23 protein-coding genes and 1 riboswitch are annotated in these 23,576 nt (G+C 37.6%); of the genes, 20 read left to right on the forward strand and 3 right to left on the reverse strand.

Translation table 11 applies throughout. From position 1 onward, the window contains the following. Positions 1-34 precede the first annotated feature (34 nt). Entirely contained in the window at positions 35-958 is a 924-nt protein-coding gene (rnhC, locus tag AS180_RS15150; RefSeq protein WP_062687063.1) for a ribonuclease HIII, read from the reverse strand. Positions 959-1,116: 158 nt separating this feature from the next. Between rnhC and zapA the strand changes: the two genes are divergently transcribed. The 13 genes from zapA to AS180_RS15215 all read left to right on the forward strand — a co-directional run bounded on the left by zapA (position 1,117) and on the right by AS180_RS15215 (position 16,056). Further along, positions 1,117-1,377, forward strand: a complete 261-nt coding sequence (gene zapA, locus AS180_RS15155) for a cell division protein ZapA (protein ID WP_025907834.1) — start codon at positions 1,117-1,119, stop codon at positions 1,375-1,377. Positions 1,378-1,385: 8 nt separating this feature from the next. Continuing rightward, the gene (locus tag AS180_RS15160) at positions 1,386-1,928 is read left to right on the forward strand and encodes a CvpA family protein (protein WP_025907835.1); all 543 of its coding nucleotides are present in this window, start codon (positions 1,386-1,388) and stop codon (positions 1,926-1,928) included. 184 nt (positions 1,929-2,112) lie between these two features. Then, a complete protein-coding gene (polX, locus tag AS180_RS15165; protein ID WP_062687065.1) occupies positions 2,113-3,828 on the forward strand; it encodes a DNA polymerase/3'-5' exonuclease PolX in 1,716 nt (571 codons plus the stop codon). A gap of 22 nt (positions 3,829-3,850) precedes the next feature. Continuing rightward, on the forward strand, positions 3,851-6,214 hold the full coding sequence (locus tag AS180_RS15170) for an endonuclease MutS2 (RefSeq protein ID WP_062687067.1): 2,364 nt from the start codon (positions 3,851-3,853) through the stop codon (positions 6,212-6,214). Between the two features lie 33 nt (positions 6,215-6,247). Beyond that, positions 6,248-6,655, forward strand: coding sequence for a DUF350 domain-containing protein (locus tag AS180_RS15175; protein WP_025907838.1), 408 nt, complete (start codon positions 6,248-6,250; stop codon positions 6,653-6,655). 224 nt (positions 6,656-6,879) lie between these two features. After that, on the forward strand, positions 6,880-8,568 hold the full coding sequence (locus AS180_RS15180; RefSeq protein ID WP_025907839.1) for a long-chain-fatty-acid--CoA ligase: 1,689 nt from the start codon (positions 6,880-6,882) through the stop codon (positions 8,566-8,568). A 108-nt stretch (positions 8,569-8,676) separates the two neighbouring features. Continuing rightward, positions 8,677-9,267: a TetR/AcrR family transcriptional regulator gene (locus AS180_RS15185; RefSeq protein WP_025907840.1), complete on the forward strand. Its 591-nt coding sequence runs from the start codon at positions 8,677-8,679 to the stop codon at positions 9,265-9,267. A gap of 48 nt (positions 9,268-9,315) precedes the next feature. Further along, entirely contained in the window at positions 9,316-10,089 is a 774-nt protein-coding gene (locus AS180_RS15190) for an enoyl-CoA hydratase (RefSeq protein ID WP_025907841.1), read from the forward strand. 22 nt (positions 10,090-10,111) lie between these two features. Further along, positions 10,112-10,870 carry an electron transfer flavoprotein subunit beta/FixA family protein gene (locus AS180_RS15195; protein ID WP_062687069.1) on the forward strand — a complete coding sequence of 253 codons (759 nt, stop codon included), beginning with the start codon at positions 10,112-10,114 and terminating at the stop codon, positions 10,868-10,870. Between the two features lie 29 nt (positions 10,871-10,899). Beyond that, entirely contained in the window at positions 10,900-11,880 is a 981-nt protein-coding gene (locus AS180_RS15200) for an electron transfer flavoprotein subunit alpha/FixB family protein (protein WP_025907843.1), read from the forward strand. Positions 11,881-12,159: 279 nt separating this feature from the next. Then, positions 12,160-12,474: a thioredoxin gene (trxA, locus tag AS180_RS15205; RefSeq protein ID WP_025907844.1), complete on the forward strand. Its 315-nt coding sequence runs from the start codon at positions 12,160-12,162 to the stop codon at positions 12,472-12,474. A 197-nt stretch (positions 12,475-12,671) separates the two neighbouring features. Next, positions 12,672-14,438 carry an excinuclease ABC subunit UvrC gene (gene uvrC / locus AS180_RS15210; protein WP_025907845.1) on the forward strand — a complete coding sequence of 589 codons (1,767 nt, stop codon included), beginning with the start codon at positions 12,672-12,674 and terminating at the stop codon, positions 14,436-14,438. A 66-nt stretch (positions 14,439-14,504) separates the two neighbouring features. Continuing rightward, positions 14,505-14,682: riboswitch (Lysine riboswitch) on the forward strand. 135 nt (positions 14,683-14,817) lie between these two features. Next, the gene (locus AS180_RS15215) at positions 14,818-16,056 is read left to right on the forward strand and encodes an aspartate kinase (protein ID WP_025907846.1); all 1,239 of its coding nucleotides are present in this window, start codon (positions 14,818-14,820) and stop codon (positions 16,054-16,056) included. Positions 16,057-16,075: 19 nt separating this feature from the next. On the opposite strand, the gene AS180_RS15220 is transcribed toward AS180_RS15215, so the two are convergent. Next, a complete protein-coding gene (locus AS180_RS15220) occupies positions 16,076-16,591 on the reverse strand; it encodes a YslB family protein (RefSeq protein ID WP_025907847.1) in 516 nt (171 codons plus the stop codon). 467 nt (positions 16,592-17,058) lie between these two features. Here AS180_RS15220 and AS180_RS15225 point away from each other — a divergent pair, with 467 nt between their 5' ends. From AS180_RS15225 to AS180_RS15255, 7 genes are all read left to right on the forward strand, one after another. Next, the gene (locus AS180_RS15225) at positions 17,059-17,667 is read left to right on the forward strand and encodes a succinate dehydrogenase cytochrome b558 subunit (protein WP_025907848.1); all 609 of its coding nucleotides are present in this window, start codon (positions 17,059-17,061) and stop codon (positions 17,665-17,667) included. Between the two features lie 28 nt (positions 17,668-17,695). After that, positions 17,696-19,489, forward strand: a complete 1,794-nt coding sequence (gene sdhA, locus AS180_RS15230) for a succinate dehydrogenase flavoprotein subunit (RefSeq protein WP_025907849.1) — start codon at positions 17,696-17,698, stop codon at positions 19,487-19,489. Next, the gene (gene sdhB / locus AS180_RS15235; RefSeq protein ID WP_025907850.1) at positions 19,490-20,263 is read left to right on the forward strand and encodes a succinate dehydrogenase iron-sulfur subunit; all 774 of its coding nucleotides are present in this window, start codon (positions 19,490-19,492) and stop codon (positions 20,261-20,263) included. It begins immediately after the preceding gene. A gap of 158 nt (positions 20,264-20,421) precedes the next feature. Next, a complete protein-coding gene (gerE, locus tag AS180_RS15240; protein WP_013059396.1) occupies positions 20,422-20,646 on the forward strand; it encodes a spore germination transcription factor GerE in 225 nt (74 codons plus the stop codon). 183 nt (positions 20,647-20,829) lie between these two features. Beyond that, positions 20,830-21,153, forward strand: coding sequence for a hypothetical protein (locus tag AS180_RS15245; protein ID WP_025907851.1), 324 nt, complete (start codon positions 20,830-20,832; stop codon positions 21,151-21,153). A 193-nt stretch (positions 21,154-21,346) separates the two neighbouring features. Then, a complete protein-coding gene (locus AS180_RS15250) occupies positions 21,347-21,847 on the forward strand; it encodes a cation:proton antiporter regulatory subunit (RefSeq protein WP_025907852.1) in 501 nt (166 codons plus the stop codon). A gap of 3 nt (positions 21,848-21,850) precedes the next feature. Then, the gene (locus tag AS180_RS15255; RefSeq protein ID WP_025907853.1) at positions 21,851-23,056 is read left to right on the forward strand and encodes a cation:proton antiporter; all 1,206 of its coding nucleotides are present in this window, start codon (positions 21,851-21,853) and stop codon (positions 23,054-23,056) included. A 239-nt stretch (positions 23,057-23,295) separates the two neighbouring features. On the opposite strand, the gene AS180_RS15260 is transcribed toward AS180_RS15255, so the two are convergent. Continuing rightward, on the reverse strand, positions 23,296-23,502 hold the full coding sequence (locus AS180_RS15260; RefSeq protein WP_025907854.1) for a hypothetical protein: 207 nt from the start codon (positions 23,500-23,502) through the stop codon (positions 23,296-23,298). Positions 23,503-23,576: the final 74 nt, after the last annotated feature.

The following is a 23,576-nucleotide window of genomic DNA, read 5'->3' on the forward strand; positions in this document are numbered from 1 at the left end:
TTAGAAGCAATCATTTTGTTATGTCCCAAACTCTTTATTTTTTTACTAAAGCTAAAGCTTTTTCTGTATTTGCGAAGTGAGTTTTAGCAATGGAATGTAAACCTTTAACTCCGTGCTTTTTAATAATGGAGGCAGCTGCAATATCCACCTGTTTGCCTGCGCCACGAGGGATGGTCATACCGACCGTTTCTGAAAGCTTATCCATCTGTTTTAAAAAGGCATACCTTGCAATAATAGAAGCAGCAGCTACTGCTAAATGTACGCCCTCGCCTTTCGTACTAAAATATACGTTTTCATTAGCTATTGCTTTTTCATTAGCGATATGTTTGTAATAAGTATTCTTTTCAACAAATTGATCAATTAAAATGCCGTCTGGCTTTTCAGGACTAAGCTTATTCAGCACGTTTAAAATGGCTTTATTATGAAGAAGTGCTTTCATTTTTCCTTGTGTCATACCTCGTTCTTGGAAAGTATTATACTTTTCATTATGTAGGACGAGCAAGCTGTAAGGAGTAATTTTTATTAATTGCTGAGCAAGGGAAATAATTTTTTGGTCGGTTAAATCTTTTGAATCGCGGACACCGAGCTCTTTCAATAATGGAATTTGTTCTTTTTTAACGTATGCAGCAACAACCGTCATTGGACCAAAGTAATCACCAGTTCCTACCTCATCAGAACCAATTGCCGATAGCTCACTAAAGTTTGGAGGTAAAACGGCTTTAGTTTTAGAAATTTGCTTTTTAATTGGTGCGGTTGTGTTGCCCCATTTCACAGCTTCTACTTCCGCACCTTTCCCTTGAAACAGTACTTTTCCAGATTTATAAGCGGTGATTGAGCTGTTACCTGTCTTTGCAGTAAATATTGCACCGGCAGGTACTTTAGCCTGTAAGTGCGGAGTGTAAAATGTTTTCATTTTGAAGATGTCATCAGATGATAAAGTTAAAACAACGTGTGACATATGTCTCCACCTTTCATTGTCGATAAGCTGATTAGTCAACTTATTTTACAAATAAATGTCTATTTTTTATAATAACGTAAATATTGATATGTTTCCATTGCAGTCTCCTTCATGATATGATATTGATTAGGATTTTTTGTGGAACGGAGGACTTTCTCGTGTCAGGACAAGATAAAACACGTGCGACAGTTGATATATATGGGCAGCCTTATAAAATCGTTGGAACAGAAAGTACTAGTCATATCCGACTGGTAGCTTCGATTGTTGATGATAAAATGAGGGAGATTAGCAAAAAAAATCCGTATTTAGACATTAATAAATTAGCTGTTCTAACTGCGGTCAATATTGTGAATGAGTATGTAAAGCTCAAAGAGGAATATGAAATGTTAGAAAAAAAACTTCATCAGAAAGAGGAATGAGACTTCTAATGTTAGACATTATTTTAGTTATCCTGCTGCTGTTAGGGTTTGTTACTGGATTAAAACGCGGGCTAATACTACAAATCGTTCACCTTGTGAGCTTTGCCGTAGCGTTTATTGTAGCCTATATTTTTAGCGCAGATTTAGCACCTCGACTACGTTTGTTAATTCCGTTTCCAAATATGCAACAGCAAAGCGTTGCATCATTTGTATTAGACCCTGCGTTTCTTGAAGATGCTTTTTATCGCATGATAGCTTTTGCGATTTTGTTCTTTGTTACCCGTCTTGTTTTACGTATGGTTGGTTCTGTACTAACTGCTTTAACGGATCTTCCGATCTTACGTCAACTGAATAGATGGGGAGGAGGAGCATTAGGCTTCGTAGAGGTTTACGTTCTCGTATTCATTCTACTCTATTTGGGGGCGGTTCTTCCTGTAAATGACGTACAAACGGCGATTCAGCAGTCAGCAATTGCCACAAATATCGTTGAAAATACACCTTATTTATCATCTGTTATTCAAGATTTGTGGACAGAATACGGTATGGTATAAGCAAGTAATTTAAATAGACAGTGGAGAGGATTGCTCAGAAGTGGCATAATACTTTTGAAATCCTCTTTTTTTGTTTTACAATAATAAAGAAGGACTAAACGTAAATAAAGCTTTTTGGTGTCAAAGCAGTACAAGTAAATATAGACCGCACTCATACATATAAATCTTGAATCGAGGTTGAATAATGAATAAAAAAGATGTTATTAAACTTTTAGAGACTATTGCTACATATATGGAGTTAAAAGGAGATAATCCATTTAAGATTTCTGCTTTTCGTAAAGCTGCGGCAGCGCTTGAGAGCGATGAGCGTAGCCTAAGTGATATTGAAGACGTAACAACTCTACAAGGAATTGGAAAAGGTACAGCGACGGTAATTGAAGAATTTAGAGAAAAAGGCCAGTCATCCGTATTAGACGAATTGAAAAAAGAAGTGCCGGAAGGGCTAGTACCGCTTTTAAAACTTCCTGGATTAGGTGGAAAAAAGATTGCAAAGTTATATAAAGAGTTAGACATTGTGGACATCATTTCACTAGAAGAAGCTTGTCATAATGAAAAAGTTCAGGGATTAGCTGGCTTTGGTAAGAAAACAGAAGAAAAGATTTTAGCCGCAATCGCGGAATATGGAAAAAGACCAGAGCGGTTACCACTTGCATTTATGCTACCAATTGCTGAAGAAATTCTAGGACAATTAGAAGCGATGACAGATATTATTCGATATTCACAAGCTGGAAGTATTAGACGAATGAAAGAAACGGTAAAGGATTTAGATTTTATTATTTCAACGGAAAACCCAGCAGCTGTTCGAGAACAGCTTGTGTCATTGCCGCTTGTTAAAGATATCATTTCAAATGGAGATACAAAAGTTTCTGTGACGCTCGGCTATGACTACGACGTATCCGTTGACTTCCGTCTTGTTGAAGATGAAGCTTTTGTTACAACGCTTCATCATTTTACTGGTTCCAAAGATCATAATGTTCGTATGCGTCAATTAGCTAAGGAGAACGGGGAGAAGATTAGTGAATACGGTGTGGAAAACATAGAGACAGGTGAAATCCAAACATTTGAAACAGAAGAAGCGTTCTATCATCATTTTGGCCTAGCATTTATTCCACCTGAGGTTAGAGAAGATGGACGTGAAGTAGACATCTTTACAAAGAATCAAGAGCTCTTAAAGCATGATGATATTAAAGGCGACTTACATATGCACTCAACGTGGAGTGATGGAGGTTACTCTCTTGAAGAAATGGCTGAAGCTTGCCGAGCAAAAGGTTATGAGTATATGGCGATTACCGATCACTCACAGTATTTAAAAGTAGCTAACGGATTAACGCCAGAGCGCATTCGTAAGCAGCGAGAAGAAGTAAAGAGGTTAAATGAAAAATATACGGATTTTACGATTCTAGCAGGAATTGAAATGGACATTTTACCAGACGGGACGCTCGATTATGAAGATGAGCTATTAGCTGAAATGGATTTTGTCATTGCCTCTATTCATTCAAGTTTTTCACAATCTCGTGAAGACATTATGATGCGTTTGAAAAACGCGTTAACAAATCAACACGTAGATTTAATTGCACATCCAACGGGACGCTTAATTGGTCGAAGAGAAGGGTATGATGTGGATATTAATTTGTTAATTTCACTTGCTAAAGAAACCGATACTGCTCTTGAATTAAACGCAAACCCAAATCGTTTGGATTTAGCAGCAGAGCACATTAAGAAAGCACAAGAAGCAGGAGTGAAAATTGCTATTAATACAGATGCTCACAACCTCGAGATGTTAGAAGACATGAAGGTTGGCGTATCTACTGGCGTAAAGGGATGGTTAAAGCCTCAAACAGTGTTAAATACGTATAGTTTAGATGAGTTAAAGGTGTTTTTAAACCGCCACAAAGAGTAATAATTATCAGGAGGAATTTATTTTGCAACCAAGGATCTTTCAAGTGCTTGAATTTAATAAAGTAAAAGAACAGCTAGCTACAAAAGTTGCCTCATCTTTAGGGAAAGAAAAAGTAGATCAGCTTGTTCCATCTACAGACTATGAACAGGTTTTAAAATGGCAGGATGCTACAGATGAAGCCACAACAGTTCTAAGACTTCGTGGACATGCACCTCTCGGTGGAGTTTCGGATGTAAGACAAAGCGTAAAGCGAGCTGAAATTGGAGGAACGTTAAGTCCAAATGAACTCTTAGATATTGCTGGCACAATCTATGCAGCGAGACAATTAAAACAATTTGTTGAGCAATTAGTAGAAGACGAAGACGTCCAGATTCCAATCATCCAAGAACATATCGAAAAGTTGGTACCCCTGCCAGAAGTAGAGCAAGCGGTTAAGATGAGCATTGATGAAAATGGAACGGTTCTAGACGGTGCTAGCGAACAGCTGAGAGGCATTCGTCAAAAGCTTCGTTCGACTGAATCACGTATTCGTCAAAAGCTAGAGAGTTTAGTGCGCTCATCTTCTGCTCAAAAAATGCTCTCAGATACGGTTGTAACGATTCGAAATGACCGATTCGTTATTCCAGTAAAACAAGAGTATCGCAGTGCTTATGGAGGTATCGTTCACGATCAGTCATCTTCAGGTGCAACGCTATTTATTGAACCGCAAGCAATTGTTACGTTAAATAATGAATTGCAAGAAGCGAAAATGAAAGAAAAGCAAGAAATCGAAAAAATCTTAATTGAGCTCACGACTCAAGTGGCAGAAGTAGCAAATGAGCTAAGACAAAACATTTATTTACTCGGTGAATTAGATTTTATGTTTGCTAAAGGACGTTATAGTCACGAGTTAAAAGCTTCAAAACCAAAGATGAATGACCGAGGCTACATCAAGTTATTTAAAGCAAAGCATCCTCTGATTTCGCAAGATGAAGTGGTAGCCAACGATATTGAGCTTGGTGATGACTATACGTCGATTGTGATTACAGGTCCTAATACAGGCGGTAAAACCGTTACGCTAAAAACAATTGGTTTATTTACACTAATGGCTCAAGCTGGCCTCCAAATTCCAGCGCTAGACGGTTCAGAGATGGCGGTATTTAAGCACGTATTTGCCGATATTGGAGATGAGCAGTCAATTGAACAAAGCTTAAGTACGTTCTCTTCTCATATGGTTAATATTGTGGATATCTTAAAGAAGGTAGATAGCGAAAGCCTTGTTTTATTTGATGAGCTAGGAGCCGGTACAGACCCTCAAGAAGGAGCAGCGCTAGCCATTTCGATTTTGGATGAAGTATATGGGTGCGGTGCAAGAGTAGTTGCAACCACTCATTATCCAGAACTAAAGGCATATGGATATAACCGTGCCGGTGTTGTGAATGCGAGCGTTGAGTTTGATATTGAAACGCTAAGCCCAACTTATAAGCTATTAATTGGTGTACCAGGACGAAGTAACGCATTTGAAATTTCAAAGCGATTAGGGCTAGAAGATAAGGTTATCAATCATGCTAAAAGCTATATTGGTTCTGAGACAAATAAAGTGGAAAACATGATTGCGTCCCTTGAAGAGAGCAGACGTAAATCGGAAGCTGAACTAGCTGAAGCGGAAACATTACGTAAGGAATCTGAAAAGCTTCATCAAGAGCTTCAGCGTCAAATTATTGAATTCAATGAACAGCGCGATAAGTTATATGAAAAAGCAGAAAAGAAAGCTGAAGATACAATTAAGGAAGCATCACAAGAAGCGGAAAACATTATTCGGAATTTACGCCAAATGCAAAAAAATCAGCAAGCATCGATTAAAGAGCATGAGCTGATTGAAGCAAGAAAACGCCTAGAAGATGCGGTCCCTACATTGGAGAAAAGTAAAAAGCAAGTTTCTAAACCTAAAAAGCAAGAGAGAGTCCTGTCTCCGGGCGACGAAGTGAAAGTTGTGACATGGGGACAAAAAGGTACGTTACTTGAGCGGACAGGAAGTAATGAGTGGCAAGTTCAGATGGGGATTATGAAAATGAAAGTAAAAGAAAAAGACCTAGAGTACATCAGCTCACCAAAACCTGTTGAAACAAAGCCTCTTGCAACGGTAAAAGGCAAAGATTATCATGTTAGCTTAGAACTTGATCTTAGAGGAGAAAGATACGAAAATGCACTTAGTCGAGTTGAAAAATATCTAGATGATGCGCTTCTTGCAGGTTATCCACGCGTATCTATTATTCATGGAAAAGGAACTGGTGCTTTACGAAAAGGTGTGCAAGAATATTTAAAGAACCACCGTTCAGTTAAATCAGCTCGTTTTGGCGAAGCTGGTGAAGGAGGGACAGGTGTTACTGTCGTAGAATTTAAGTAATAGAGAAGATGAGGGGGAGGAGAGCTGCAAGGAATGGATAATTTTTGGAAAGATCCTTATGTGGAATCAGCGGCTTACTACAGCGTTGTTATATTAAGTATTGTTGTATTTTTAGCGATTTTCGAACTTGTAACAAAATATAAAAACTGGGAAGAAATTCAAAAAGGGAACCTTGCAGTTGCCATGGCTACAGGAGGTAAAATATTTGGCTTAGCCAATATTTTTAAGTATTCCATCGAGCATAATGATAATTTATTTACAATGCTGGGCTGGGGAATCTATGGGTTTGTTCTTTTGTTAATCAGCTACTTTATCTTTGAGTTTTTAACACCAAAGTTTCGAATTGACGACGAGATTGAAAATGATAATCGCGCGGTCGGCTTAATTTCATTGATTATTTCTGTTGGCATGTCGTTTGTCATTGGTGCAGGAATTGGATAGGGGAGCAGAGACATGGAACTATTGGCAAAAGTATTGATTGGATTATGCGGATTGTTTATGGTAATTGGCCTTATTTATTTGTTGTTTTTTTCATAAATTAGTTAGACAAGAGAAGAGTGAAAATCTCTTCTCTTTTTTTATAACTATTTGTCATGCTAATCACTGATTCAAAAGTAGTATACTTTAAGAAGAAAGAAAATTTAAAAAATAAAGGAGGGAGCAGTATGCTTGATAAACCATGGGTTTCTCAGTACCCATCTGAAATACCTCATTCACTTGCATACAGTGAAAAGACGTTAGCTCAGCTTTTTGAAGAAGCAGCTAAGAAGAATCCACATAAGTGTGCTGTGCACTTTTTAGGCAAGCGACTCACGTTTCATGAACTATATGAGCAAGCAATTACTTTAGCTGTATACCTCAAGGAAATAGGTGTACAAAAGGGAGATCGAGTCGCCATAATGTTGCCAAATTGTCCTCAAGCTGTTATCTCTTTTTATGGAGTTCTCTTGGCAGGAGGAATTGTTGTTGAAACCAATCCGTTGTATACAGAAAGAGAATTAGAGTATCAATTAAATGATTCAGGAGCAACATGTATCATTGCTTTAGATCTATTGTATCCGCGCATCTCAAAAGTGAAAGCGTTAACAAAAATTAAACATGTTATTTCAACTTCAATTAAAGACTACTTACCATTCCCGAAAAATCTATTATATCCTTATGTACAAAAAAAGCAGCAAGCTATAACTGTTCAAGTTGAGCATATGGGTGATACGCATCTATTCCCAACTATTATGAAGCGTAAAAGAGAATCTGAAACCTTTGTATACGACGTTACTTCTAATGAAAATATTGCCTTATTACAATATACTGGTGGAACAACTGGATTTCCAAAGGGAGTTATGCTTACTCATAAAAACTTAGTAACGAACGCAACAATGTGCTCTCATTGGCTTTATCGGTGCAAACAAGGTCATGAAAAAATTCTTGGAATCCTACCGTTTTTTCACGTATATGGTTTAACCACGGTACTCATTTTATCTGTTTTAGAAGGATATGAAATGATTTTATTACCGAAATTTGATGTGGAAAGCGTTTTAAAAACAATTCATAAGCAGCGTCCTACTTTGTTTCCAGGTGCCCCAACTATTTATATTGCGTTATTAAATCATCCAGATCTCAGCAAATACAACTTATCATCCATTGATTCATGTATTAGTGGTTCTGCACCTCTCCCTGTTGAAGTACAGGAAAAATTTGAGGAAATAACGGGAGGGAAGTTAGTAGAAGGTTACGGTTTAACTGAGACATCTCCAGTTACACACTCTAATTTTGTTTGGGAGAAGAGAATTAGAGGCAGTATCGGTGTTCCTTGGCCAGATACAGATGCCAAAATTATCTCGTTTGAAACAGGCGAAGCATTGCCAATTAATGAAATTGGTGAAATTGTAGTAAAAGGTCCACAGGTTATGAAAGGATATTGGCATCGTCCTGATGAAACCGAAGCTGTGTTACAAGATGGGTGGCTGAAAACAGGTGATGTTGGTTACATGGATGAAGATGGCTTCTTCTATATTGTAGATCGTAAAAAAGATATGATTATTGCAGGTGGATATAATATCTATCCTCGTGAAATTGAGGAGGTACTGTATGAGCACCCGAAAGTGCAAGAAGTCGTTGTTGCTGGAATTCCAGATGAATACAGAGGAGAAACAGTAAAAGCTTACATTGTTCTAAAAAATGGTGTATCATGTACAGAAGAAGAATTAAATACTTTTTCACGTCAATATTTAGCGGCATACAAAGTTCCTCGGGTATACGAGTTTCGAAAAGAACTTCCGAAAACAGCAGTCGGAAAGATTTTAAGAAGAGCACTCGTTGAGGAAGAAAAGGAAAGCCAAAAAAAGGCGACGTGATAAACGTCGTCTCTTTTTTTATAAAACACAATTGACAGAATCATCTTATTTCTTTATTATAAAAATATGAATGAATCATCATTCATATTTTAAAGGAGCGTATTTAGATTGAAAAGAAATAAGCCAAAGTACATGCAAATTATTGATGCAGCAGTAATTGTTATTGCTGAAAACGGCTACCATAATGCTCAGGTTTCAAAGATTGCTAAGCAAGCAGGAGTAGCTGATGGAACGATTTATTTATACTTTAAAAATAAAGAAGATGTATTAATTTCTTTATTTCAAGAAAAGATGGGACAGTTTATTGAAAAGGTACAGGAAGAAATTGTTGAAGTAAACACTGCTTCTGAACGCCTATATATGTTAATTGATAAACATTTCTCATTCTTAGCAAGTGATTATTCATTAGCGGTTGTCACACAGTTAGAGTTAAGACAATCAAATAAAGAGCTTCGCTTGAAAATTAATGATGTATTAAAAGATTACCTTACTGTTATTGATACCATCCTTCAAAAGGGAATCGAAACAGGAGAGTTTCCAGAAAACTTGGATATTCGCTTGGCCCGCCAAATGATATTTGGGACGATTGATGAAACGGTCACTACATGGGTGATGAATGATCAGCGTTACGAATTAAGCGAACTATCTAAAAAAGTACACTATTTATTAATGAATGGATGCAGTGGCTCTCCGCTTTAATGGGGAGAGCTTATGCTCTACATAAATTGAAGCAAGAGGTGAGTAGAATTGAGCGCTTTGTATAGTGAAACAATTCAAGGAATAACGTTTATTACATTTAACAACCCACCTGCTAATGCGCTGTCTCAAGGCGTATTACAAGAGCTTTCACAACTACTAAAAAAGTACGAAGAGATTGAGGAAACTCGAGTTATTATTCTAAAAGGTGAAGGGCGCTTTTTCTGCGCAGGAGCCGATATTAAAGAGTTTACTTCCTTACAACAATCCACTCAATATGAAAATTTAGCTAAAAAAGGTCAAAACTTATTTGAGTATATTGAAAATTATCCAAAGCCTATTATTGCCATGATTCATGGAACGGCTCTTGGAGGAGGGTTAGAATTAGCGATGAGCTGTCACATGCGATTTGTTACGCATGATGCAAAGCTTGGCCTACCTGAACTCCAGCTTGGAATCATTCCGGGATTTGCAGGTACCCAGCGACTGCCACGCTATGTGGGAGCTGCTAAGGCATGTGAAATGATGCTAACAAGCAGGCCAATCAAGGGAACAGAAGCGGTAACCCTTGGATTAGCCAATGCTTCCTACCATGAGGAGGAACTTCATTCAAAAGTAACGGCGATAGCGGAAGTAATTGCTAAAAAGAGCCCAAGTTCTGTAAAAGCGACCCTTGAATTACTACAGTATACAAAAACGAGTCGTTATTACGAGGGAGTAGAAAAAGAAGCACAACTTTTTGGAAGCGTATTCAACACGGAGGATGCAAAAGAAGGGGTTACGGCTTTTATTGAAAAAAGAGAGCCAAAGTTTGTTGGAAAGTAACTATCTTTAGGAGGGGAAATAAATGAATATTTATGTTTTATTAAAAAGAACATTTGATACTGAGGAGAAAATTGCTTTACAAAATGGTCAAATTGCAGAAGATGGAGCAGAGTTTATTATTAACCCTTACGATGAATATGCAGTAGAGGAAGCAATTCAGCTGAAAGATAAGCATGGGGGAGAAATTACGGTTGTAACGGTAGGAAACGAAGAAGCAGAAAAAGAGCTTCGTACAGCACTTGCAATGGGAGCTGATAAAGCGGTGCTAATCAATATTGAAGACGACGTAGAGTATGGGGATCAGTATACGACAGCTAAAATTTTAGCGCAGTATTTAAAAGATCAATCGCCGGATTTAGTTTTAGCAGGGAACGTGGCAATCGACGGAGGATCAGGCCAAGTTGGTCCGCGTGTCGCTGAACTATTAGAAATTCCGTACGTTACTACGGCAACAAAGCTTGATATCGATGGAACAAACGTAACAGTTGTACGAGATGTAGAGGGTGACTCAGAAGTTATTGAGACAACTTTACCGCTACTGGTTACGGCGCAACAAGGTCTAAATGAGCCACGCTATCCATCTTTACCAGGCATTATGAAAGCAAAAAAGAAGCCGCTGGAAGAACTGGAGTTAGATGATTATGATGTAGAAGCAAAAACAAAAACAATCGAAATTTATTTACCACCTAAAAAAGAAGCAGGACGCGTTTTGAGTGGCGATATTCAAGATCAAGTAAAAGAGATGGTTACGCTATTGCATTCAGAAGCAAAAGTAGTTTAAAAAAAGCTTAAGATAATGGGGGAATTGAAATGGGACGCAAAGTATTGGTGTTAGGAGAAGCAAGAGAAGGTGCATTACGGCACGTATCATTTGAAGCAATTGCTGCAGGCGCAACGGTTGCTGAAGGTGGAGAAGTCGTTGGCGTTCTTGTTGGTAAAGGAGTGAAAAATTTAGGAGACGAACTCATTCATTACGGAGCAAACCGAGTAATTGTAACCGAGCATGATGACTTGGATTCTTATACATCTGATGGCTATGCACAAGCACTATTGGCTGTTATTCAAGAAGAAAAGCCAGAAGCAATTATATTTGGTCATACGGCTTTAGGAAAAGATTTATCACCTAAATTGGCTGCGCGTCTAGATAAGGGGCTAATATCAGACGTAACAGCACTTGAAGCAGCAGGTGGAAACTTAGTCTTCACTCGCCCAATCTATTCAGGAAAAGCGTTTGAAAAGAAGATTTCTACAGAAGACTTTATCTTTGCTACCATCCGTCCAAACAATATCTCGGCTTTGGAAAAAGACACGAATCGTACAGGAGACGTAAAAGAATTTGATGTGGAAATTAAAAATCTACGTACAATTGTAAAAGAAGTAGTTCGCAAAGCCACTCAAGGGGTAGATTTATCAGAAGCAAAAGTAGTCATTGCAGGTGGACGTGGTGTAAAAAGTGAAGATGGATTTAAGCCGCTAGAAGACTTAGCTGATGTGCTTGGTGGAGCAGTTGGAGCATCCCGCGGAGCTTGTGACGCTGAGTACTGCGATTACTCACTTCAAATTGGCCAAACGGGAAAAGTTGTAACACCAGATCTTTATATCGCTTGCGGTATCTCAGGAGCTATTCAACATTTAGCTGGAATGTCTAATTCAAAAGTTATCGTGGCTATTAACAAGGATGCAGAAGCAAACATCTTTAAAGTAGCGGATTATGGCATTGTCGGTGATTTATTTGAAGTCGTACCACTGCTTACAGAAGAATTTAAAAAATTAAAAGTACAATCCTCATAAGAAAAAGTCTTTTCTGCCAGCTACGGTGGAAAAGACTTTTCTTATGAAAATAATGAATGAATTGTTTAAAGGTGTGTAAAATAGGATACAGGTATTATATAAAGCCATTTAGCTTGGCTAGCCTTTCGCTGTTCCATGTCCTGGAACGACCTGTATTATGTAGTAAATAAGTTGTTACGAATACGTTAAAAAGTATAAGCAAATAAATAGCCACTGTTATATGAAGGTGGTATACTTTCTTTATCATGTAGATATAGCATATATTTAGGAGGAATTACAATGGCAATTGCACACGCAACAGATCAAACTTTCTCAAATGAAATTGGTTCAGGGCTAGTTCTTGTTGACTTTTGGGCACCATGGTGTGGACCATGTAAAATGATTGCGCCAGTTCTTGAAGAGTTAGATCAAGAATACGGTGAAAAAGTGAAAATCGTAAAGGTAGACGTGGATGAAAACCAAGAAACTGCTGGTAGCCACGGCGTAATGAGTATCCCAACTTTAATTTTATTTAAAGATGGACAAAAGGTAGACCAAGTTATTGGTTACCAACCAAAAGAAGCACTAGCTGAATTAGTTGATAAACACGCGTAAGTAAAAAACCTAGCGATAGCTAGGTTTTTACTACTTTATACCGCATTGACGGTTTCGTACATTTTTTCTAAAAGTGATATAATAAAAGGAAACGAATAAACGTTCGTTTCCTTTTATTTTTGTATAAATGAAGAATAAATATAGATAAGCAAGAAGGTTTTGGCGAAAGTTAAAAATATTGAAGGAAGGAGAGCAGTATGAATCCTTATTTAAAAGAAAAGCTGGCTATTTTACCTGAACAACCGGGTTGTTATTTAATGAAAGATAAGTATGGAACGGTTATTTATGTTGGAAAAGCAAAGGTTCTAAAAAATCGAGTTCGTTCTTATTTCACAGGGTCTCATGATGGAAAAACGCTGCGCCTGGTTAATGATATTGTAGACTTTGAGTATATTGTGACGTCGTCAGACTTAGAAGCCCTTATTTTAGAAATGAATTTAATTAAAAAGCATGATCCTAAATATAATATTATGCTGAAAGATGATAAGGGGTATCCCTTTATTAAAATTACGAATGAAAAACACCCTCGCCTTGTCATCACGCGCAAAATTAAAAAGGATAAAGGAAAATATTTTGGACCGTATCCAAATGTTCAGGCTGCAAATGAAACCAAGCGGCTATTAGATCGCATTTATCCTTTGCGGAAATGTACGACGATGCCTAATCGAGCATGTTTATATTATCATATTGAACAGTGCCTAGCTCCCTGTGTATATGACGTTACGGATAGCCAAAACAAAGAAATTATTGATAATATTACGCGTTTTCTAAGCGGTGGTTATGAACAGGTGAAAATTGAATTAACAGAAAAGATGATGAAAGCTTCAGAAGAGCTAGATTTTGAACGTGCAAAAGAGTATCGAGATCAAATTGCTCATATTGAAGCTACAATGGAGAAGCAAAAAGTAACGTTCAATGACTTTATTAACCGTGATGTATTTGGCTATTCTTATGATAAAGGCTGGATGTGTGTACAAGTTTTCTTTATTCGACAAGGAAAGTTAATGGAACGCGAAGTGTCTATGTTTCCGTTTTACCACGAACCAGAAGAAGATTTCCTAACGTTCATTGGACAATTTTACGGAAAAAACTTAAAGCCTAAAGAAGTTCTTGTGCCAGCAACTGTAGATGCAAACCTTGCAGAACAGCTTTTAGAAGTAGACGTTCAGCATCCAAAACGAGGAAAAAAGAAAGAGCTTGTTGAGCTTGCGTCAAAAAACGCTCAAATTGCCTTAAAAGAAAAGTTTTATTTAATTGAACGAGATGAACAGCGTACGGTTGGTGCTGTCGAGCAGTTGGGGCAAGCACTAGGAATTGAAGCGCCTTATCGTATTGAAGCTTTTGATAATTCCAACATTCAAGGAACAGATCCTGTTTCTGCTATGATCGTTTTCATTGACGGTAAACCTGAAAAGAAAGAATATCGAAAGTATAAAATTAAAACGGTTGAAGGCCCTGATGATTATGGTTCAATGCGTGAAGTGGTACGAAGACGATATACGCGCGTATTAAAAGAAGGTTTACCTTTACCAGATTTACTTATTGTTGACGGTGGAAAAGGTCATTTAGCAGCTGTTCAAGATGTTTTGGAAAATGAACTAGGGCTGCTTGTTCCAACAGCTGGATTAGTCAAAGATGAAAAGCATAGAACATCTAATTTAATGATTGGAGATCCTCCTGAAATTGTTCCACTTCAGCGTAACAGCCAAGAATTCTACTTGCTTCAGCGAATTCAAGATGAGGTTCACCGCTTTGCTATTACGTTTCATCGACAAGTTCGTTCTAAATCGGCTTTTCAGTCTATATTAGACAATATTCCAGGAGTAGGTGAAAAGCGTAAAAGAGCGTTGTTGCAAAAGTTTGGATCTGTTAAAAAGATGAAGGAAGCATCAATCGAAGAGATTCAAAATGCAGGAGTTCCAAGGCCGGTTGCGGAACAAATTGTTGAAGCCTTAAAAAATTAGTATTGAATTCCAGTTTAAACTCTGATAAGCTAGAACATAATTTCATATGACACTTCATTAAACTGAAGTGAAGATAGAGGTGCGAATTTTAAGAGTACACATTTGGAAGAGTATGAGCTCTAAAGACAAATGTGGAAAGGAAAATTTGCCGAAGTGAATGACATCTCATAGAGTCATTTGCTGGTTCTGCGTTGAATAAATGTAGGATTGTCAAGAATGTGTTTCTTGGAGAGCTATCTCACGGCATTGAACGTTTTATATATACTTTTCGTTCGTTAAGCAATGAGATATCCATCTCATTGCTTTTTTTATTGTCTGAGCTTAAGCAATAGATCGCCTCTTTATCATATTGAAAACAAGTGAAAGGATGAGGAGACTTATGGGATTAATCGTTCAAAAATTTGGTGGAACTTCTGTTGGATCAACAGAACGAATTCAGCATGTAGCAAACCGGGTTATCCAGGAAGTTGAGCAAGGCAATCAAGTAGTAGTGGTTGTATCAGCAATGGGTAAAACAACAGATGAATTAGTAAGATTAGCAGGAGAAATTACAAGTAAACCAAGTAAACGAGAAATGGATATGCTACTAACAACCGGTGAGCAAGTTACCATTTCTCTCCTTACAATGGCGCTGCAAGAAAAAGGCTATGACGCTACTTCCTATACAGGATGGCAGGCAGGAATTTGTACGGAAGCTCAGCATGGAAATGCACGAATCACCAAGATTAATGAACAAGCCATTGCAGGGCGTTTGAAAGAAAATCATATTGTGGTCGTAGCAGGATTTCAAGGAATGTCGGAAGATAACAGCATTACAACGTTAGGAAGAGGCGGATCTGATACAACAGCTGTAGCTTTAGCAGCGGCATTAAAAGCAGATAAGTGCGATATCTATACAGACGTAACGGGAGTATTTACAACGGACCCTCGCTACGTGCAAGGCGCTCGTAAACTGCAGTCTATTTCATATGATGAAATGCTAGAGCTTGCAAATCTAGGGGCGGGTGTATTGCACCCTCGAGCAGTAGAGTTTGCAAAAAACTATCAGGTGCCACTAGAGGTAAGGTCAAGTCTAGTATTAGAAAGAGGAACGATTGTTGAGGAGGAAGTATCGATGGAACAGAATTTAGTAGTAAGAGGAATTGCATTTGAAGATAATATCTCAAGAGTCACAATTGAAGGGCTAAATAATGAACTTCAGACATTATCAACCATTTTTACAGCATTAGCAAAAGAGCACGTTAACGTGGATATTATTATTCAAAATGTGACGTCAGACAATCGTTTATCTATTTCTTTCTCGATTAAAACAGAAGATACGGATACGACTTTATCTGTGCTAGCTCAGTTAAAAGAAGTAGTAGGTCATAAAAAAGTGGAGCATGAAAGGGGCTTAGCTAAAGTTTCGATTGTTGGATCGGGTATGATTTCAAACCCAGGCGTTGCTGCCGATATGTTTGAAGTATTAGCTGTGGAAGAAATTGAAGTGAAAATGGTAAGTACGTCTGAAATTAAAGTATCAACAGTTGTGCCACATAAAGACATGGTCAAAGCGGTAGAAACCTTGCACACTGCTTTTGAATTAGAAGAGCAAGATATTTATCAAGTTCAAAAATAAAAGCGGGTACAGCCCGCTTTTATTTTTTATATCTTTCCGTTCTAGTTTCAGGTGTAATGATATCTTTTTTATCCCATTGAACGGAAAAAAGGACTTTGTCGGCTTTTTCTTTGTTGGTTAAATAAGTTTCTGTTAGACGGTTTTTTAACTGTTGAACTTGTTCAGCAACAAAGCCAGCTTCAAGATGGAAAGATGAATTGGGATACTCAGTAAATCTTCGTTTGACAACTTCACCTGTTAATTCCATTTCAATGTTATATTTTTCAGTTTTTAAAATGGTTAATTGTCCCCAGCCAGCTTTCACAAAAAAGCCGCTAATCTCTTCAATAGAGGAAAGTGGAAATTTTCGTGCTAACCGTTTTCCTGCCCAGTACGAGATTTCATTCGTATCATTGCTAAGAAGCTCTGGAATTAACACGTCTCGAAGTAAGCTGTATCCAAAATAAGGAGTTGTAGGTGCTTGTGGAGTATCGGTTTGATTGATTTCTTCACTTTCAACGATTTCTTGCTGCGTTTCAGTTTGTTGATTGCTCATTTTTTCCCCTCTTTCTTTACATCTATTATATACAAATTGAGCAGTTCTCTCATCTATTTTTAAAAATAAATCAAGCAAAGTCCATGAGATGGTTGTTGCATCTATAACTTTTCGAAACACGTAAAAAATTATTGTACAATAAAATGAATATCCTTTTATAGGAAGTCGCAATCTTTTGTGGAAAACGGTTACATAAAGGTGTACAATAAGAAGTGTAAAAAATATAAAATCCTATAACATCAACTTAGTAAGCGTTAACAAACTTAATTTTTTATAAATTTATATTTTAATGAAGATTTAAATATCTTATCTTGACGCTCTATGTTGATGGGAGTAAAATTGATGTGTCACATATTTTAATAGAGAATGCAAAGGTTTTCATTTTCTGTTGTATCAATCTATTTATTTTATTCGGGAGCTTTGTTTTCACTAACATTGTTTATCTAACTAAGGGGGGTATTACGCACATGGCAGCGAACAAAGAGTTTCAGTATCGCAAACTACATTCTTTACTAGGTGTCATACCAGTAGGCATATTTTTAGTCCAACATCTGGTTGTCAACCACTTTGCAACAAAGGGAGAAGAAGCGTTTAATCAAGCAGCTCATTTTATGGAGAGCTTACCTTTTCGCTACGCACTTGAAATCTTTATTATCTTCTTACCTATTCTATTTCATGCTATCTATGGCTTGTATATTGCGTTTACTGCCAAAACGAGTGTAAGCAGATACGGTTTCTTCCGTAACTGGATGTTTGTCTTACAACGTGTATCTGGCGTTGTAACGCTTATTTTCATTACATGGCATGTTTGGGAAACACGTATTCAAGCTGCGCTTGGTCAAAAAGTAGACTTTAATATGATGCAAGATATTTTAAGTAATCCTGGTATGATGGTATTTTATATTGTTGGTGTTGTGTCAACGATTTTCCATTTTGCTAATGGATTATGGTCATTTGGCGTTAGCTGGGGGTTAACTGTAACACCTCGCTCTCAACGAATTTCAACATATGTAACATTAGCGATCTTCTTCGCATTAACATTTGTAGGTGTACGTACATTATTCGCATTTGCATAAAATTACGTTTTAAAGGAGTGAGGTTACGATGAGTAAAGGAAGAATTATTGTTGTTGGTGGCGGCTTAGCGGGCTTAATGGCAACAATTAAAATTGCTGAGTCTGGCAAACAAGTTGATTTGTTTTCATTAGTTCCAGTGAAGAGATCTCACTCAGTTTGCGCTCAAGGTGGTATTAACGGAGCTGTAAATACAAAAGGTGAAGGAGATTCACCGTGGGAACACTTTGACGATACGGTATACGGCGGAGACTTTTTAGCCAATCAACCTCCAGTAAAAGCAATGTGTGAAGCTGCTCCAGGCATTATTCATTTATTGGACCGTATGGGTGTTATGTTTAACCGTACTCCTGAAGGTTTGTTAGACTTCAGACGATTCGGAGGAACACAGCATCACAGAACTGCGTTTGCAGGCGCAACAACAGGGCAGCAGCTTCTGTATGCATTAGATGAACAAGTTCGTCGCTATGAAGTAGCAGGGCTCGTAACAAAGTATGAAGGTTGGGAATTCTTAGGAGCAGTATTAGATGATGAGCGTACCTGTCGTGGAATTACCGCACAAGATTTGAAGTCTATGGAAATTAAAACATTCCCTGCAGATGCGGTAATTATGGCCACAGGTGGACCTGGTATTATTTTCGGAAAATCAACGAATTCAGTTATTAATACTGGTTCAGCAGCATCCATTGTGTATCAACAAGGAGCTTACTATTCAAATGGGGAGTTTATTCAAATTCATCCAACAGCCATTCCTGGAGACGATAAGCTTCGCTTAATGAGCGAATCTGCTCGTGGTGAAGGCGGACGTGTTTGGACATATAAAGATGGTAAGCCTTGGTACTTCTTAGAGGAGAAATATCCTGCTTACGGTAACTTGGTACCTCGTGATATTGCAACACGTGAAATATTTGATGTATGCGTAGCGCAAAAGCTTGGTATTAACGGCGAAAACATGGTTTACTTAGACCTTTCTCACAAAGATCCAAAAGAGCTTGATATCAAGCTTGGTGGAATCATTGAAATTTATGAAAAATTCATGGGAGACGACCCACGTAAAGTACCAATGAAAATCTTCCCAGCTGTTCACTATTCAATGGGCGGATTGTGGGTAGATTATGATCAAATGACAAATATTCCTGGTCTGTTTGCAGCAGGTGAGTGTGATTACTCCCAGCACGGTGCAAACCGTCTAGGTGCTAATTCACTTCTATCAGCTATTTATGGCGGTATGGTCGCTGGGCCAAAAGCGGTTGATTACATTAATGGCTTAGAGAAAAGTGCCGATGCTCTACCAACAAGCCTATATGATCAACATGTGAAGCAGGAAGAAGAAAAATGGCAAAGTATTATGTCAATGGATGGAACAGAAAATGCGTATATTCTTCATAAAGAGTTAGGAGAATGGATGACTGACAACGTGACAGTTGTACGTTATAATGACAAGCTGTTACAAACAGATGAGAAAATTCAAGAGCTTATTGAACGCTATGATCGTATTAATATTAACGACACAGCGAAGTGGAGTAACCAAGGGGCAACGTTTACTCGTCAGCTTCAAAATATGCTTCAGCTTTCTCGCGTAGTGACGCTAGGTGCATACAATCGTAACGAAAGCCGTGGGGCTCACTATAAGCCTGAATTCCCAGATCGTAACGATGAAGAATTCTTAAAAACAACAATGGCTCAGTTTGTTGATAAGAAAAAGGCACCAGCTTTCCATTATGAAGAAGTAGATGTGTCATTAATTAAGCCACGTAAACGTGACTATACAAAGAAAAAAGATGAGAAAAAAGCAACGAAAAAACAACAAGAGGGGGTTCGTTAAATGAGTGCACAACAAACGGCACAAAAAACAGTTCGTTTTGTTATTACTCGTCAAGATTCGCCTGAGACAGCTCCTTATAATCAAGAATTTGAGATACCTTATCGCCCTAATATGAACGTGATTTCTGCACTAATGGAAATCCGCCGTAACCCTGTTGATGCAAACGGTAATGAAACAACACCTATTAACTGGGATATGAACTGCTTAGAAGAAGTTTGTGGAGCATGTTCAATGGTCATTAACGGCAAGCCCCGTCAATCTTGTACCGCTCTAGTAGATAAGTTAGAACAGCCGATTCAACTTCAGCCAATGAAGACATTTCCTGTTGTTCGTGACTTACAAGTTGACCGAAGCAGAATGTTTGATTCATTAAAGAAAGTAAAAGCGTGGGTTCCAATCGATGGAACATACGACTTAGGACCGGGGCCTCGCATGCCTGAGAAAAAGCGTCAATGGGCATATGAACTTTCAAAATGTATGACGTGTGGAGTTTGTTTAGAAGCATGTCCAAACGTTAACGATAAATCAAACTTCATCGGACCAGCACCACTTTCTCAAGTAAGATTATTTAATGCTCACCCAACTGGTGCTATGAATAAAGGAGAAAGACTAGAAGCAATTATGGGGGATGGAGGCCTTGCAAACTGTGGTAACTCACAAAACTGCGTGCAGTCTTGTCCAAAGGGTATTCCATTAACAACATCAATTGCAGCGCTTAACCGAGACACAACGATTCAGGCATTCCGTAACTTCTTCGGTAGCGATCAAGTATAATTACAAAAGAGCTCCACGGCTTTTGCAGCTGTGGAGCTCTTTTTATTTTGAAAAAATGTAGAATGCAGTAACCCATTTATTGCTTCCTACATAAGATATGGTGACTAAATTTACACCCATCCGATAGTTCAACTCAGGATCAGGCAAGGAGGGTTACATTGAAAGAAAAAGAGTTTCAACCTAAACCACTGCTGACAAAGCGTGAAAGAGAAGTATTTGAGCTTCTAGTACAAGACAAAACAACAAAAGAAATCGCGAGTGAACTATTCATTAGCGAAAAAACAGTGCGCAATCACATTTCAAATGCGATGCAAAAGCTTGGAGTTAAGGGGCGTTCTCAAGCAGTTGTCGAACTCCTTCGTATGGGGGAACTTGAATTATAACATAAGCGGGGTATCCCTGTTGGGAACCCGCTTTTTGTTAGTGTTTAGAATGTATCATTAGAAAAAATTAAAATAAATAAAAATATACATAAATGAAACTTATCGCTTGAATACAAAACGCATTCTCCGTATAATAAAAAGTGAGAGAGATTTTCTCTACTTTAGATAAAAGGAGGTGCAAATATGAGAAGAGTTTGGTTTTTAATTATGTTTTTCATGCTGCTTGCTTTACCTTTAGGTAATTTGCCAGTTTCATTAAACGATGGTACACAACAACATGCCATTGTTGATACTGTAGCATTAAATCATCCTACAGAAAGTGTACAGCATTCAACTGGCGTAAAGCTCGTTACCAAGCATTTTAATATATCGTTCGAAACGGGATACGCACCTGTTTTGTCAGTAACACAAGTTGAACAACCTCTAATATATAAAAGTCAAAAAGAGTTATTTGCTCTCCGACAACCCTTTATTTATGCAAAACAATTTCAAACAAATTACCTCTAACTATTCAACAATTAAAATCCTACGTTTACCTTATAAAAAATTAACGTTTAATAAGGTTATTTGTTGTGCAAACTTTTATGTATTAAACGTTACCCTATAAAACTATAATTTCCCATATACACTTTATTAGATTTACACGAGATTAAGATGAGTAACTATCAAAAAATCATTATGTTATAGGAGTTGTTCATGCATGGTTGTTAGAGAATCTGAGCTTCCAGGTATCGGCAGAAAATTTGAAATTGATACACAGGAAGGAAATCGTATTGTTATTATTCTTCATGATGACGGTCGTCGTGAAGTATATTATTTTGATAAAAGAGACTTGGAAGAAAGTGCTTTTGATATTACGCTTAACGATACAGAAGCCAGACAGTTGGCTGCCATTTTAGGAGGCATGATTTATAAGCCAAAGGCAATGGAAACAATCGAAGTGGCTTTTAATGACCTCATCATCGAATGGTATAAAGTTGAATCGGGCGCCAAAGCTCATAATAAAACTATCGGCGATATAGACGTTCGTAGTAATTATGATGTAACAATCGTCGCCATTATGAAAGGACCCAAAACAAAGCTTTCTAGTCCTGGTCCAGATACTGTTATTGAAGAAGGAGACACGCTCGTTATTTCTGGTGAGAGAGGCAACTTGAAACGGTTAATTACAGAGCTTCTTTCAAAAGGGGGTAGCGCTTAATCTATGGATCATTTAGTTTTTGAAGTTGGAACAGCGCTAGTATTGGTGGCAGTGGCTGCTGTTTTGGCAAATAAATTAAAATTTACTATTATTCCATTTTTAATCTTATTAGGAATGGCAGTAGGACCACATGCTCCGGAATTTGGAGCCCTAAGCTTTAAGTTTATTGAAAGTGAAGAAATTATCTCTTTTATGGGCAGAATTGGGGTGCTATTCCTTCTCTTCTACTTGGGCTTGGAATTTTCAGTCGGAAAGTTAATTAAATCGGGGCGTTCTATCGCTGTTGGTGGTTCCATTTATATCTTAATTAACTTTAGTCTTGGTTTGTTGTATGGGTACTTGACAGGTTATCCTCTTTTAGAAGTACTCATTATGGCTGGTATTATTACGATTTCTTCAAGCGCAATTGTTGCTAAAGTTCTGGTTGACTTAAAGCGAACGGCTAACCCTGAAACTGAACTTATTCTAGGAATTATTATGTTTGAGGATATTTTCCTAGCAGTCTATTTATCCGTCGTATCAGGGCTTGTACTTGGTGACCACACGTCCATCTGGAGCTCTGTCGTATCGGTTTTAATTGCGTTTGGTTATATGTTGTTGTTCTTTATCATTGCTCGCAAAGCAACGCCTCTACTCAACAAATTGTTAAACATTTCTTCAAATGAAATTTTTATTATTGTTGTGTTTGCAACACTGTTTTTTGTTGCTGGATTCTCAGAAACAATTCACGTTGCAGAAGCAATCGGAGCATTGCTGTTAGGTCTAGTGTTTTCAGAAACGGAGCATCGCGATCGCATTGAGCACTTAGTCATTCCATTTAGAGATTTCTTTGGAGCGATTTTCTTCTTTAGCTTTGGATTAAGCATTGATCCTTTAACGCTATTAGATGCAGCATGGTTAGCAATCGGTGCGGTTATCTTAACCATCATCGGAAACTTCACAGCCGGTATGATAGCTGGTCGTAAAAGCGGATTATCTCATAAAGCATCAACGAATATTGGATTAACGATTGTTTCACGTGGGGAATTCTCAATTATTATGGCTAATATTGGAATAGCGGGTGGACTGGCTTCAATTTTACAACCATTCGCAGCTTTATATGTACTCATTCTAGCCATTCTCGGACCATTATTAACGAAAGAGTCGAAGATGATTTATGGAATGTTAAACAAGATTTTTAAATGGAAAAAGGTTGAAAAATCTCATTAATCATAGTTGGAAAATCGGAATAATTTGATATATTTCAAGGTAATGAAATGGATGGCTTGGTATTTTGAGGACCAGCGGATTGCTGAATGGAAAGCTTCTACCTATTTTAGGTGAGAGTTTTTTGTTTTAATAGGATAATAAAATGAAGGAGTTCTCTAAAGAAGCAAGATCTCGTCTATTTATCATAAAGGAAGTCAAAATAAAAATTTTAAAAAAGCCGACTCATAATGAGCGGCTTTTTAGGTTGTTGGTTTTGGTTTAGTAGGAACAGCTTGATCGACTTTTTTAGTTTGCTGGATATAGATTTTGAATAAGAAGATATTTAAGCATCCTAATGTTAAGAACAAAGGTGCAAAATAATATTCTTTTACGAGAAATAAAACGAAAACGCTTCCAAAACAAAACAGAGAACTAAATAAAAAGTAAAACTGTAAGAACTTTTTCACTTTAATCGCCTCCTGTTTACAACTTCTTACACTTATTATATCAAATGATTAACAAAATAGACACAAAATATTCA

Source organism: Priestia veravalensis (assembly GCF_001457055.1).
Classification (GTDB): Bacteria; Bacillota; Bacilli; order Bacillales; family Bacillaceae_H; genus Priestia; species Priestia flexa.